General features: G+C 71.0%; 11 protein-coding genes. 6 read left to right on the top strand and 5 right to left on the bottom strand.

From position 1 onward, the window contains the following. Positions 1–87: 87 nt before the first annotated feature. The 4 genes from ACFPM7_RS26225 to ACFPM7_RS26210 all read left to right on the top strand — a co-directional run bounded on the left by ACFPM7_RS26225 (position 88) and on the right by ACFPM7_RS26210 (position 3505). Positions 88–531, top strand: a complete 444-nt coding sequence (locus ACFPM7_RS26225; protein WP_378250452.1) for a hypothetical protein — start codon at positions 88–90, stop codon at positions 529–531. Between the two features lie 142 nt (positions 532–673). After that, on the top strand, positions 674–1333 hold the full coding sequence (locus tag ACFPM7_RS26220) for a hypothetical protein (RefSeq protein ID WP_378250451.1): 660 nt from the start codon (positions 674–676) through the stop codon (positions 1331–1333). A gap of 10 nt (positions 1334–1343) precedes the next feature. Next, positions 1344–2996, top strand: coding sequence for an SCO4402 family protein (locus tag ACFPM7_RS26215; protein WP_378250450.1), 1653 nt, complete (start codon positions 1344–1346; stop codon positions 2994–2996). Positions 2997–3013: 17 nt separating this feature from the next. Next, positions 3014–3505 (top strand): hypothetical protein, encoded by a 492-nt coding sequence (locus ACFPM7_RS26210; RefSeq protein WP_378250449.1) that lies wholly within the window; start codon positions 3014–3016, stop codon positions 3503–3505. A 99-nt stretch (positions 3506–3604) separates the two neighbouring features. On the opposite strand, the gene ACFPM7_RS26205 is transcribed toward ACFPM7_RS26210, so the two are convergent. The 4 genes from ACFPM7_RS26205 to ACFPM7_RS26190 form a co-directional block, all read right to left on the bottom strand. Continuing rightward, the gene (locus ACFPM7_RS26205) at positions 3605–4357 is read right to left on the bottom strand and encodes a helix-turn-helix domain-containing protein (protein ID WP_378250448.1); all 753 of its coding nucleotides are present in this window, start codon (positions 4355–4357) and stop codon (positions 3605–3607) included. Positions 4358–4374: 17 nt separating this feature from the next. Next, positions 4375–5751 (bottom strand): MFS transporter, encoded by a 1377-nt coding sequence (locus tag ACFPM7_RS26200; protein ID WP_378250447.1) that lies wholly within the window; start codon positions 5749–5751, stop codon positions 4375–4377. A 546-nt stretch (positions 5752–6297) separates the two neighbouring features. Further along, positions 6298–7515 carry a cytochrome P450 gene (locus ACFPM7_RS26195; RefSeq protein ID WP_378250446.1) on the bottom strand — a complete coding sequence of 406 codons (1218 nt, stop codon included), beginning with the start codon at positions 7513–7515 and terminating at the stop codon, positions 6298–6300. Between the two features lie 210 nt (positions 7516–7725). Further along, positions 7726–8739 (bottom strand): ketoacyl-ACP synthase III family protein, encoded by a 1014-nt coding sequence (locus tag ACFPM7_RS26190; RefSeq protein ID WP_378250445.1) that lies wholly within the window; start codon positions 8737–8739, stop codon positions 7726–7728. 260 nt (positions 8740–8999) lie between these two features. Here ACFPM7_RS26190 and ACFPM7_RS26185 point away from each other — a divergent pair, with 260 nt between their 5' ends. Both ACFPM7_RS26185 and ACFPM7_RS26180 read left to right on the top strand, forming a co-directional pair. Next, entirely contained in the window at positions 9000–10268 is a 1269-nt protein-coding gene (locus ACFPM7_RS26185) for an MFS transporter (protein WP_378250444.1), read from the top strand. Between the two features lie 8 nt (positions 10269–10276). Continuing rightward, on the top strand, positions 10277–11680 hold the full coding sequence (locus ACFPM7_RS26180; protein ID WP_378250443.1) for a phenylacetate--CoA ligase family protein: 1404 nt from the start codon (positions 10277–10279) through the stop codon (positions 11678–11680). Between the two features lie 167 nt (positions 11681–11847). Here ACFPM7_RS26180 and ACFPM7_RS26175 read toward each other — a convergent pair whose 3' ends face one another. Further along, complete coding sequence (locus ACFPM7_RS26175; protein WP_378250442.1) at positions 11848–12285, bottom strand: MarR family winged helix-turn-helix transcriptional regulator; 438 nt, start codon at positions 12283–12285, stop codon at positions 11848–11850. Positions 12286–12321 lie beyond the last annotated feature (36 nt).

Below are 12321 nucleotides of genomic sequence, written 5' to 3'. Positions count from 1 at the left end.
AGAACCCTGTTTCACCCTGTTGGGCAATGGCTTTCCGGCTGCCGCCACGCGATGCTGGTACCGGAACGACTCGGATAGGAGATCCCCGTGACCACGACCGCGCACGGCTCATCGCGACTGAGCGACACCCCCGCCCCCACCACCTCGGGCGCGACCCTGCTCCGCCGCTTCCTGGCCCTGGACGCCGTCGTCACCACCGGCAACGGCCTCATCTACCTGGCGTTCTCCTCCTGGGCGGCCGAGCTGCTCGGCGTCAACGCCACCGCCCTGGTCGCCATCGGCGCCTTCCTCACCGCCTTCGGCCTCGGCGTCGGCGTCCTGGCCCTCAACACCCGCCCGTCGACGGTGGGCACGACGGTGGTGGCCGACGTCAACATCGTCTGGGCGGTGGCCAGCGTCGCCGTCGCCGCCTTCGGCCTGATGGGCGCGAACACGATCGGCACGCTGTGGACCCTGGCCCAGGCGGCCGTCGTCGGCGGGTTCGCCGGGTTGCAGCTCTACGCGCTGAAGAAGTACAAGACCGAGCGCTGAGACGTCGCACGACCAGAGGCCGCCCCACCCCCTCCCGGGTGGGGCGGCTTCGTCCACGTCGGGGGTATCCCGGTGGACGCGGGCCGCGCCTCGCGGCGACGATGGCCCGCTGGACGGTGTTCCTGGCAGCGAGACCAGCGGCGTGTTCTGCGCGATCGGCTTCCACGGCGTCGCGCTGCGGACCGTCCGGTGGGAACTCGCCGAGCGCCTGGTGGACGAGCGGGTGGACGTCCGCGTGGTCGGCGAGGACTCCACCGGGGCCGCGGTGGTCGAGCTGAGGTCGCCCGCGCCGAGCGCGGTGGCCGACGCGGTCGGCCGGGTTCGGCGCTTCGCGCGTGCGGCGCAGGCGCGGGTGGTGGTGGAGAGCGACCACCCGACCGCGGTGCCGGGCGCGCGCAGATCTCGCCGAGGCGACGACCCACGGCTCGGGCACGTGCGCTCCCGGGACTGGGGCCGCGCCGGTCCCCGGGCAGCTGGGGTTCTGGGAGTGGGGTGGGGTGCGCTACTACAGCTGGGACGCCGAGCCGCCCGCCAGACTGATCCGGCAGGCAAGGGCGGGCCTCGCCGTGGGCAGCTCCGGCGTCGTCGTCGGCGTGTGGTGCCGATGACGACGCCGACTCCCGACGACCCAGCCGGCGCACCGGTCTGGGAGAACTACATCGTCGCCCAACTGGCACAAGCCGCCCTGGGCGCCATCCCCCGCAACGCACCTCTGCTCGGCGTCTCGGCCGACGGCTACGACTGCCCGTCGTTCGGTGCGGGCTGGTGGTTATCGGTGGACAACAGCCGGGCCATCGGTTGACGATGTGGGTGTGGACGGTAAGAGCCGGGAGATCTTCATCGACGGACTTTCGGTCACCGAGGTCCGTGCGGTGGTGCTGCGGGCGCCGGGTGTCGGACTTACGGAGGACGACGGGCCGATGGGCGCGGGCGTCCTGCGCGTGCGGCCCAACGACGCGGCCGACGGTGCTGCCGGGGCCGACTTCACCCGGTGGCCGGTCATCGCCGAGATCAGCCGGGTGCCGGGGGAGGAGACCTATTCCCCTCGGGGGCCCGACGACAGGATGCGGCTGATCCTCTTGCTGGAGGAACTGCGCGAGGCGGGTGGGCGCGCGGTCGTGGTGAGTGATCCGGGTGAGGAGCTGAGGTTCCTCGGGGGCGTCCTGCTGTTGCGGGAGAGCGAGCTGCGTGTGGTCCGGTTCCCCGCCGTGCGGGCCGGGATCGTCGCGGCCGTGCGGGCACTCGCCGCGTCGGGTCCACCCGCCGACGACCTCGCCGCGCACCTGCGCGTCCTGCACGACACGTGCGTCCTCCCCGACCCGACCGCCGCCATCGGCGACTACCTGCGCTCGACGGAGGAAGCCGCCGCGCTCATGCCGCTCAAGCACGCGCTCGACGGCGCGCACCCGACCGTCGCCGAAGCGGCGCGCACCGCCCTGGCTGCCTTGGCGGCGCATCCCCCGTCGGCGGACATCGACCTCGGCGGCGTGGAGGAACCCTGGGTCGTCTTCGCGCCCAGCGCCTCGTCGTTCGCCGACACCCAGGTGCGCTCGGTGGAGTCCCGCGGCGGGCGGGTGCACCACCTCCAAGCGCAGGACCTGCTGGACGACGCCGGAGTCTTCCGCGCGTTCTCCACCGCGCTGTCCTTCCACGGATACTTCGGCTGGAACTGGGACGCCATGATCGACTGCTTGGGCGACCTGTGCGCTGCCGCGACCGATCACGTCGCCGCTCTCTGCGTCATCCACGCGGCCGACGCCCTGACCGACCCCGAGCACGTCCAACTGCTCATCTCAAGCCTGGTCTACGGCGCCGAACGGTCCTGCCTGGACTACGACGACCTCGGCGAGTCGGTCTACGGCCCGCCCGTCCCCCTGAACTTCCTGTTCCTGCTCGACTCAACCACCCCGGCCGACCTGGCCACCAGGCTCACCGGCCGCACCGACCTGGTCGTCTCCGAGACCGACGACCTGGTCACCGTCACCCTCCACCCCGACGAGTGGGCAACGTCCTGGCGGCGCGACTCCCGAGCGCGACCGAGGATGTCCTCGGCCAACGCCGCGCCGGTGACGACCGTGAGTGAAGTCCGATTCGTCGAGATGAGAGCTGAGATCATCAGCGCGGTGCACGCGCTCGCGGACGTCGAGTACCAGCAGCGGGTGTGGGTCCGGCGGGAGTACCCGCACGAGAACGTCTACGACGACTTCGGCACGAACGTGCACATCCTCTGCGACGACACCTCCGTGCTGGAGAACCCGTTCGGGGCCGTCGGGGTGTTCCTCAGGTCTGCCGAGGAGGCCGAGGCGCTCCTGCCGCTGCGAACGGCGATGGATGGCCTGCTCGACCAGCTCGGCGGGCAGCTGGAGGACATCCAGTACATAGAGTCCCCGTTGTGGCCTCCTGTCGTCGCTGCCGCGAAGACGGCACTGGTCGCGCTCACCTCATCGGAGACTGACCACCGGTAGGACTGCGAGGAACTGACGTGCTTGACGACGACGTGTTGCGCTGCTCGGTCGACGACCTGGTCGCGGCCCTGCGGCAGGCGTTGGTCGCCTTGGTGCCGGTCGCTGACCGGCTGCTGATGGGGTGGCGGGTGGAGGGGGAGGAGCACGTGGACTGGGAGCTCCTGTCGAGCGCGGTCTTCGACGCGTGTGTCGGCGGTCCTGTGCGGGCTGAGATCGGCCGGGTGGACGATGAGCTGCCATTGGCCCGGTACGACATCGACCAGATGGACTTCGCCCGGTTCAGCTGGATCCGGGTGGAGGCGCCAGACCATGGCGACTGCCTCGTCATGATCAGGCTGGTGACCGGGTCGGAGCCGTTCGACTCAGTGCGGGTGGTGTCGCTCGACCCGGTGTCGGGCGCTGCGCGCGGGCGGCTGGTCCTGCCCTACGAACGGTGCCGGTTCGCCTTCGTCCGCAGGACACGCGGTGGGCGGGAGACCGTCGTCCGCGATGTCACCGCGGTTGAGTGAGGGCCGACTCGCACGCGGCGCTGCGAGACGAACGCTGACGTCCGCCATGCTGAGAGGTGTGGGCGTGTCGAGCGAGGAAGTTTCCGGTCCGGTTGACCGCTACTCCCGCAGGAACCTCGACGTGTGCTCGTCCGCGGGCAGGAAGGTCTCGATGGCCAGTTCCGAGACCGTCACGTCCAGGGGGGTGTTGAAGGTGCTCGCCGTGGTGACGAAGCTCAGGATCGTGCCGTCGCACTCGACCTGGAACGGTTGGGCCACCAGGCCGGGGTCCGGCAGCGGGCAGTTGCCGCCGAGGGCTCCGCGCACGATCTCGTAGGTCAGCACCTCTTCGTACAGCTCGTGCAGGGGGCTGTCCGGCCAGGCGGCCAGTTGCCGCTGCATCCGGTTGAGCATGTACAGCCGCCAGGCCGGGAAGTGCACCACCCGGGGCGCAAGGCCGTCCGGGTGGAGCACCGCGCGCATCAGGTTGGTGGACAGGGTCGGGTCGACGCCGGCGAGCATGACCCGGTGGACCCCGGTGTTGACGGCGACCATCTGGTAGCCGCCGTCGAACACCAGGGCGGGGAACGGGTCGTAGGCGGCCAGGAGGGTTTCCAGGCTGGACCGCAGGGGGACCATCTCGGCGGAGTCGAGGGACAGTTCGGAGTAGACGGGGGCATAGCCCGCCGCCACCAGGAGAGTGTTGCGCTGGCGGACGGGGACGTCCAGGTGTTCGGCGAGTTTGAGGAGCATGGCCTGGGACGGTTTGCTGCGGCCGGTCTCGACGAAGCTGAGGTGCCGGGCCGAGCTGTCGATGGCCAGGGCGAGGTCCAGCTGGCTGATCCGCCGCCGCTGCCGCCACTGCCTGAGCATGGGTCCCACCGTCATGGCTATCCCTTCACGTACTGCTCCACCTCGACGCCCGTGGTGCGGTCGCCGAGGGCGAGGAGGACGACCACCATCACCGCGATGCACCCCGTGATGACAGTGAACAGCATCCCGGCCCCGTAGGTGGTGAGCACCGGCAGCAGGGCGAAGGGGATGGCGGCGGCGCTGAGGCGGGAGAACGAGTACGCCATGCCCGCCGCCGTCGAGCGGATCTGGGTCGGGTACTGCTCGCCGAGGAAGACGTGCGATGCATTGGCGAAGATGTTGCTGACCAGCGTGTAGCCGATGCCGAAGGCGATCATCAGCGGCACCTCGTCGGACAGGCCGAAGCCGAGGCCGAAGCCCGCCATCGCCACCGCGGAGCCCGCCAGCAGGGTCTTGCGCTCGAAGCGGTCCATCAGCGGCACCGACAGCAATGACCCGATCGGGTACCCGATGAACGACACGGCGACGTAGCCGATGCTGGCGATGATGCCGAAGCCCTTGGCCGCCAGCACCTGCGGCGCCAGCGTGCCGAAGCCGTAGTACGCCGTCACCGACAGGACGCTGAACGTCCACAGCACGAGCGTTCGCCTGCGGTACTCCCGCGCCAGCAGCGCGCGGACACCGGGACGCTTGCCGGTCGGCTTGGGCGAGGGGATCGGCGCCGGGCTGGTGATACCCGCCTCGCGCTCCATGGAGCGCACCAGGGCGTCGGCCTCCTCGTCGCGGCCCTGCACCGACAGCCACCGCGGCGACTCGATCAGCTTGCGCCGCAGCACCCACACGATCGCCGCGCCCAGCGCGCCGAGGACGAACAGGATGCGCCACCCGTCGATTCCCGCGACCTGCTGCGGCGCCAGCCACAGCGCGGCGAACCCGACGGCGGGCACACCGCAGAACCCGGCGGTGTAGGCCCAGGCGATGAAGCGGCCGCGCTTCTTGGCGGGGAGCATCTCCGCCAGGTAGCTGTCCGACAGCGCGTTCTCCGCACCGATGCCGACCCCGGCGATGAACCGCGTCACGATGAGCCACGCCGCGTTCGGCGCGAACGCCCCGAGGAGGGTGAAGAACGAGTAGATCCCCAGGTTGAGCATGAACGCCCGCCGCCGCCCGTAGCGGTCGGCGAAGCGGCCGAGGAAGATCGACCCGAAGAACTGCCCGACGAACGCCGAGGCCAGCATCAGCTTCAGCGCGGTGCCGTCGAAGGCGAAGTCCGCCTGCAGCACCTTGGCGATCGTGCCGGACAGGTTGCTGTCGAAGAAGTCGAAGAACAGCCCGATCCCGATCACCAGCGTCAGGTGCCGGTGACTGGTGAGCACCGGCAATCGTTCCATCCGCTCGGAGATGGTGGCCGCCTGCGGTGCGGTACGGGTGGGCACGGCTAGGGTCTCGGACATCGGCTCTCCCACGGGGAACGGCGAAAGGGAGAGAACGCGCCTCTCCCTTGGTATCCATTGTGGTGCCGCCCGCTGATCACCTGCTGACGGTCGAGTTGTCCACAGCCGTCGCATCGCTGTGGAAACCGATCTTGGCGGCGGCATGGCCTGGCGGTGGTGCTGTGTGGAGAGGAGGTGATCACCGCGGCTCGGACTCGGGCGGAACCGTTGTGAGGCGGGCAGTTCCGCTTGGGTGGTGCGAGGGCGCGCTGGATGCCGGGCCGCGGGCTCGGCGGAGGGCGACATCCGCGAGGGCAGGCGGCGGCCGGGGGAGCGGCGGCGACCAGGGAGAGGTAGCGGCCGGGGACAGGCGGCGGCAGGGGAGCGGCAGCGGCAAGGGGGAGGCGGCGGCCGGGCGGCGGAGTGCCGGAACGGGAGTTCTCGGAAAGCGAGGAGGTGTGGAGCGCCAACAGGTTCGGCCTCGGGTGAGGAGATCGCGCATGGTCGACGCTGGTCGTCTGGACAGCGGCGCCACCCCGAGGACGAGTCGGGGCGGCGCCGCCGGGTCTACGGGTGGATGCGGTCGAAGCCGATGAAGAGGCGCTCGGGGCCGCGCAGGTTCACGTGCGGGCGGTAGGTCAGCAGGTCCTCGTCCACGACGGGGTTGCGCACCCGCCGGGCGAACTCCGACAGGGCGATGCCCGCCTCCAGCTTCGCCAGGCTCGCGCCGATGCAGAAGTGCGGGCCCGCCGCGAACGCCAGGTGGTGGTTGGCCGCGCGCCGCGGGTCGAAGCGGTCCGGGTCGGCGAAGGCGGCCGGGTCGCGGTTCGCCGCGGCGAGCAGCAGCATGATGACGCCGCCGTCGGGCACCGGGACGCCCTCGATCAGCATCTCGCGGCGGGCGACGCGGGTGACCATCTGGGCGGGGGTGTCGTAGCGCAGCACCTCGTCCACTGTCGCCGAGGCCAGCGCCGGGTCCTCCCGCAGCGTCGCGAGCGCCTCGGGGTGGCGGGTCAGGGCCAGGATGCCGTTGGCGATCAGGTTCGCCGTCGACTCGTAGCCGCCGACCAGCAGCAGTGAGCACGTCGCCAGCAGCTCGGCTTCCGAGAGCGCGTCGCTGGTGCGCTCCAGCTGCACCAGCCGCGAGAGCAGGTCGTCGCCGGGGCGCACGCGGCGGTAGGCGATGAGGTCGGCGAAGAAGGACCGGAAGCCGTTCTTGGCCAGCTCGATGTCGGCGACGACGACGGGGTCGCCGAGGTCGGTCGCCGGGTCGAGCGCGCGGACCAGCCGGTTGGACCAGTCCTGCAGGATGTCGTGCTCGCCGGCGGGCACGCCGAGCAGCTCGTTGATGATCGTGACCGGCAGGACGTTGGCCAGCTGGGAGACGGCGTCCATCGCCGTCGCCTCGCCCGCCTTGTCGAGGGCGACGCGCACGATCTCGCGGATGCGCGGCTCCAGGTTGGCGATGACCCTCGGGGTGAACGCCTTGGCGACCAGGCCGCGCAGCCGGGTGTGGTCGGGGGCGTCCATGGACAGGAAGGAGTCGGCGGGGACCTCGTCCGGGGTGGCGCCGAAGGTGGCGCCCAGCAGCGAGCGCTCCCGGTCGCTGCTGACGGTCGGGTCGCGCAGCACCGCGGAGCAGTTGCGGTAGTCGCCCACGACGACCAGCGCGCCATCCAGCTCGGCCCTCGGCGCGGCGCGCAGCCCGGCGAGCACCGGGTACGGGTCGGGGCGGTTGGCGGGGTCGAACAGGGTGGCCAGGGAGGGTTCCGCGGTCACGGTCATGGTCTTTCACCCCTCGTGTGCAAGCCCCGCGGGGCGTGTCTCAGATGACGACACGATATCAGGGTGCTGTGACAGATCAAGGTCCGAATACGTGAGGATTGCTTGATTCCCAACGGATGCGGGCACGGCGGAGCCGGACCGGGTCAGCGCATCCCGGTCCGGCTCGACATCCCAAGGTCGCAGGCCCGCCTGATCCGGCGCTGACGGCCCTCACCAGCACGGTGGCGCCAGGACCTCCAGCACGGTGGCGACGAAGTTGAACCCGACACCCACCCCGAACACCAGGACCCGGTCGCCCTCGGACAGGCCGGGGGCCATGTGGTCGAGGCCCGCGAACTGGTCGCCCGCGCCGAGGTGGCCGACGGTCCGACCGAAGTCCCAGGCCGTCTGCTCCCGGGTGAAGCCCAGCGCGTCCCAGTTCTCCCGCTGCCCCTGGCCGCGGTAGATGAACGGCAGCACCGCGCGGCGGATGTCGCCCTGCTCGACGCCGGCGTCCGAGAGCGCCTGGTCGCGGGTCTTGAGCATGGCCACCTCGATGCGCTCCCAGCCGTCGGCGGCGGCCGGGGTCTGCACGTGCTGGGCGAGCCTGCGCAGCACCGGCACCGGAGCCTCGGTGCCGGGGGCGAAGCGGAACTCCTCGCTGCCGCGGCCGAAGCCCTCCAGCGAGTTGTCGGCGAAGGCGGTGGTGGCCACGATCCTGGCGAAGCCGCCGCGCGTGGAGAGCGCCACCGCGGTCCCGGCGTCGCCGAAGATCGTGTACATCTGCGAGTTCCACCGGTCGAAGGCGGGCGCGGCGAAGTTGTCGCCGGTGGTGATGAGGGCGTTGTCGGCGTACCCGGCCTCCAGGTAGGCGGTGGCCAGGTGCACGCCCGCCATACCGCCGCAGGAGCGCTGCTGCAGGTCCATCGAGACCGCACGCGCCCCGACGGTCTCGTTGGCGACGTAGCTGGCGGTGCCCCACATGTCCAGGCCCTGGAACCACAGGCTGGAGTGCAGCAGCAGGTCGAACTCCTGGGCGGGTAAGCCCGATCGCGCTATGGCCTCCCGGCCCGCGGCGATGGCCAGCTCCGGGCCCGCGACGCCGTCGGAGACGGCGATCGAGTCGTAGCCGAGGCCGGTGTGCATCTCGTCGGTCAGGCCTTGGGCTTCGGCCTGGCCGATCGGGACGAGTCCGGGCAGCGACGTGGCGGTGGCGGCGATGAAGACATCCTTTGTGCAACGCACAGTAATGCACCCCTTACAGCTGTTCACGGGCGGTATTCGCGGACAATGTCGAGATGTGCGCTGATCCTTCGTTGACAGCGCTCTGACCCGCCTTCCGGTGAGAGATTCCCGGGAGTATGCGCAGCTCAGAAGCTGATCAGCGGCGCGTCAGCCGGAGGGGATTGACTCCTGTCACCTCGTAGGAAGGCCGATAAATGACCACCGTGGGCACGGCTGTGAAAAGCACCGGATTGCTCGCAGTGCTGCTCGCCTGCGACTTCATGATCACGCTGGATTTCTTCGCCGTGAACGTCGCGCTGCCCGCCATCGCCGCCGAACTCGGCGCCGGACCGGCGGCCGTGCAGCTGGTCGTCGTCGGCTACGGCCTGGCCTACGCGGCCGGTCTGATCACCTGGGGCAGGCTGGGCGACCTGCACGGCCGCCGCCGCCTGTTCGCCATCGGCCTCGGCCTGTTCACCGCCGCGTCGGCGGCCTGCGGGCTGGCGCCGTCGGCGGGGCTGCTCGTCGCCGCGCGCGTCCTGCAGGGCGTGGCGGCCGGGATGATGGCCCCGCAGGTCCTGGCCATCCTCGGCACCTCGTTCGACGGCCCGGCCAGGGTGCGCGCGTTCGCCGCGTTCGGGCTGGCCAAGGGCATGGCGGGAGTCTTCGGCCAGCTCATCGGCGGCGCGCTGATCACCGCCGACGCCGACGGGCTCGGCTGGCGGCTGGTCTTCCTCGTCAACATCCCGATCGGCCTGCTCGCGCTGCTGCGCGTCCGCTCGGTCATCCCGGAGTCCCGGGTGGACGGTGGCGTCCTGGACGGGCGGGGCGCGGCGCTCGCGGCGCTGGCGCTGACGGCGTTCGTCCTGCCGCTGGTCGTCGGCCGGGAGCAGGGCTGGCCGGTGTGGGCGTGGCTGTCGCTGGCGGGCGCGGTGGTGCTGGCCGCGGTGTTCGCGCGGGTGCAGAAGCTCGTCGACGTGCGCGTGTTCTCCCGGCGCGGGTTCACCAGGGGCGCGCTGCTCACCACCGGCTACTACGCGGCCATGGGCGCGTTCCTGCTCGTGCTGTCGCTGTACCTGCAGGACGGGCTGGGACTCGGCCCGCTGGGCGCTGGCCTGCTCTACACCGCCCTGGGCGCGGGCTTCCTGGTCGTGCTGGTGCGCGGTCCCGCCGTGGTCACCCGGCTGGGCGGGCACCGGGTGATCGCCATCGGCGCGCTCGCGCTCAGCGCGGGCTGGGTCGCCCTGGCGGGCACGGTGCTCGCCACCGACGAGCCACTGTGGTTGGTGCCCGCGCTGCTGGTGTGCGGGCTCGGCATGGGCCTGGTCATGGCCCAGCTGACCGCCACCGCCATCGCCGACGTCCCGCCCGAGCAGGTCGGGGCCGCCTCCGGGGTGCTCAACACGGCCATCCAGGTCGGCAGCGCGGTGGGCGCGGCGGCCATCGGGGTCGTCTTCTACGGCGTCGCGGGGCCAGCGGCCGCGCTCGCCGCCAGCCTGGGCGCCCTGGCGGCGCTGGGCATCGTCATCGCCGCTTCGGTTCCGAAATGAGGTCCACCATGTCCGCGTTGGTCGTCTCGGCCGCCTACGACCAGGCCCGTCAGCCGCACCTGCGGGAAGTGCTCTCCCGCATGGCCGAGGAGGCGCAGAAGCTCACCTGGCCGATCGAGCGCCTGCACGCCCTGCGGGACGAGCGCCTGCGCGATCTGGTCCGCCACGCCAAGGCCAACTCCCCCTGGCACGCCGAGCGCCTGCGCGACGTCGACCCCGACGGCCTCACCGGCGACGACATCCGCCACCTGCCGGTGATGACCAAGGCCGACGTCATGGCCAACTGGGACGACATCGTCACCGACCGGCGGCTCACCATGGCCATCGCCCAGGAGCACCTCAACTGGGTCACCGACAACGGCCCGGCCTACCTGTTCGACCAATACCACATCGTCACCACCGGCGGGTCCTCCGGACTGACCGGGCTGTTCCCGTGGGACTACGAGGGCTGGCTGCAGGCGGGCCTGGGCTCGTGGCGCCTGATGCCGTGGGTCGTGCAGAACCTGCACCTGTCCCCGCCCCGGGGCGCGTTCATCGGCGCCGCCCACGCCTCCCACATGTCGGACGCGATCCGGGCGACGTTCGACATGGGCGACAACAGCGTCAAGGTGCCCGTGACCCTGCCGCTGTCGCAGATCGTGGACGCGCTCAACGAGTTCCAGCCCAACCAGATGCTGGCCTACCCGTCCATCCTGTGGCGGCTGGCGCTGGAGCAGCTGGAGGGCAGGCTGAACATCAAGCCGGAGGTCATGCTGGGCGGCGCGGAGCCGCTGTTCCCGCACCAGCGCAAAACCATCGAAACCGCCTTCGGCGCCCCGGTCATCGACTTCTACGGCACCTCAGAGACCTGGATGCTCGCCTGCTCGATGCCCGGCCGCGAGGAGATGCACCTCGGCGAGGACCTCCTGGTCGCCGAACCGATCGACGCCACCGGCGCCCCGGTCCCGGCGGGAACCACCAGCGCCAAGCTCCTGGTCACCAACGTGATCAACAAAGTCTTCCCACTGATCCGCTACGAGATCGCCGACGAGGTCCTCTTCCTGGCCGACGAGAACCCCGGCCCCTGGACCGGCCGCCGCATCGCCCCCGTCTCCGGCCGCCACGACGACGTCTTCGAGTACGGCGAAACCCCCACGGGCGAACAGATCTACGTGCACCCGTACGTCTTCTGGACCCCCCTGTGGGACTCCCGCATCGCCCAGTACCAGGTCCGCCAGACCCGCACCGGCGCCGACGTCTCGGTGGAACTACGCACCGACTGCGACCTCCGCCCCATCCGCGACGCCCTGGTGAACGCCATGCTGGAAGCAGGCCACCCCGACCCGGTCGTCACGATCACGGTGGAGGACATCCCCCGCCACCCGGTCTCCGGCAAGATCAAGAACTTCGTGGCCTTCAAGAAGCGCAAGTAGCCAGCAGCACATGCCACCCGGGCCCCGGCGCACCGCCGGGGCCCGGCCGTTCTCCCCCAAGCGCGCCCCACGAACGAGCGCCGACCAAGCCCCTCACGAACGAGCGCTGACTCCACCCCGTCGGACCCACCCGCTCAACCTGAGGGAGGACTCCACGGAACCGGGAACTACCGAGCGAAAGCCTCGATCACCCGCTGCAGGTACTCCCGCAGCTGACTCCGCTCAACAGCCCGCAACGTCTCCTCCAACCGAGCCCCCGCCCCCGCCGTCACCACCTCAGCCTCCCGCAACACCGCCCACCCCTTCGCGCTCAACCGCGCCAACAGCACCCGCTCATGGATCTCCGACGGACTCCGCTCGATCAGCCCCCGCTCACCCAGCTTCGCCAGAACCGCCGCCATGCTCTGCGGCGTGATCAGGCAGAGCCGCGCGAGGTGCGCCCCCGACAGGTCCGGCTTCTCCGCCAGCACCGCCATCGTCGAGTACTGCCGCACCGTCAAATCCAGGCCGCGCAACAGATGCGCGGTCTCTGTCGTGATCGCGTGCTCGGCGGTCCGGAGTGTCGCCCCCAGCTCCTGCAAGCCCGGTGGCCCCGCAGACGTCATCCGGACCCCCTCAGCCAAGCGCGGCCACCGCGGTGG

Origin of the sequence: Actinokineospora guangxiensis, from assembly GCF_042657845.1 — a bacterium.
Taxonomy (GTDB): Bacteria; Actinomycetota; Actinomycetes; order Mycobacteriales; family Pseudonocardiaceae; genus Actinokineospora; species Actinokineospora guangxiensis.
Note: the sequence above shows the minus strand (reverse complement) of the source record. Positions and strands in the feature narration are given on the sequence as shown.

Coding starts and splice junctions, on each gene's coding strand:
- ACFPM7_RS26200 (WP_378250447.1), bottom strand. CDS start 5,751: ATGTCCGAGACCCTAGCCGTGCCCACCCGTACCGCACCGCAGGCGGCC.
- ACFPM7_RS26175 (WP_378250442.1), bottom strand. CDS start 12,285: ATGACGTCTGCGGGGCCACCGGGCTTGCAGGAGCTGGGGGCGACACTC.
- ACFPM7_RS26205 (WP_378250448.1), bottom strand. CDS start 4,357: ATGCTCAGGCAGTGGCGGCAGCGGCGGCGGATCAGCCAGCTGGACCTC.
- ACFPM7_RS26195 (WP_378250446.1), bottom strand. CDS start 7,515: ATGACCGTGACCGCGGAACCCTCCCTGGCCACCCTGTTCGACCCCGCC.
- ACFPM7_RS26180 (WP_378250443.1), top strand. CDS start 10,277: ATGTCCGCGTTGGTCGTCTCGGCCGCCTACGACCAGGCCCGTCAGCCG.
- ACFPM7_RS26185 (WP_378250444.1), top strand. CDS start 9,000: ATGATCACGCTGGATTTCTTCGCCGTGAACGTCGCGCTGCCCGCCATC.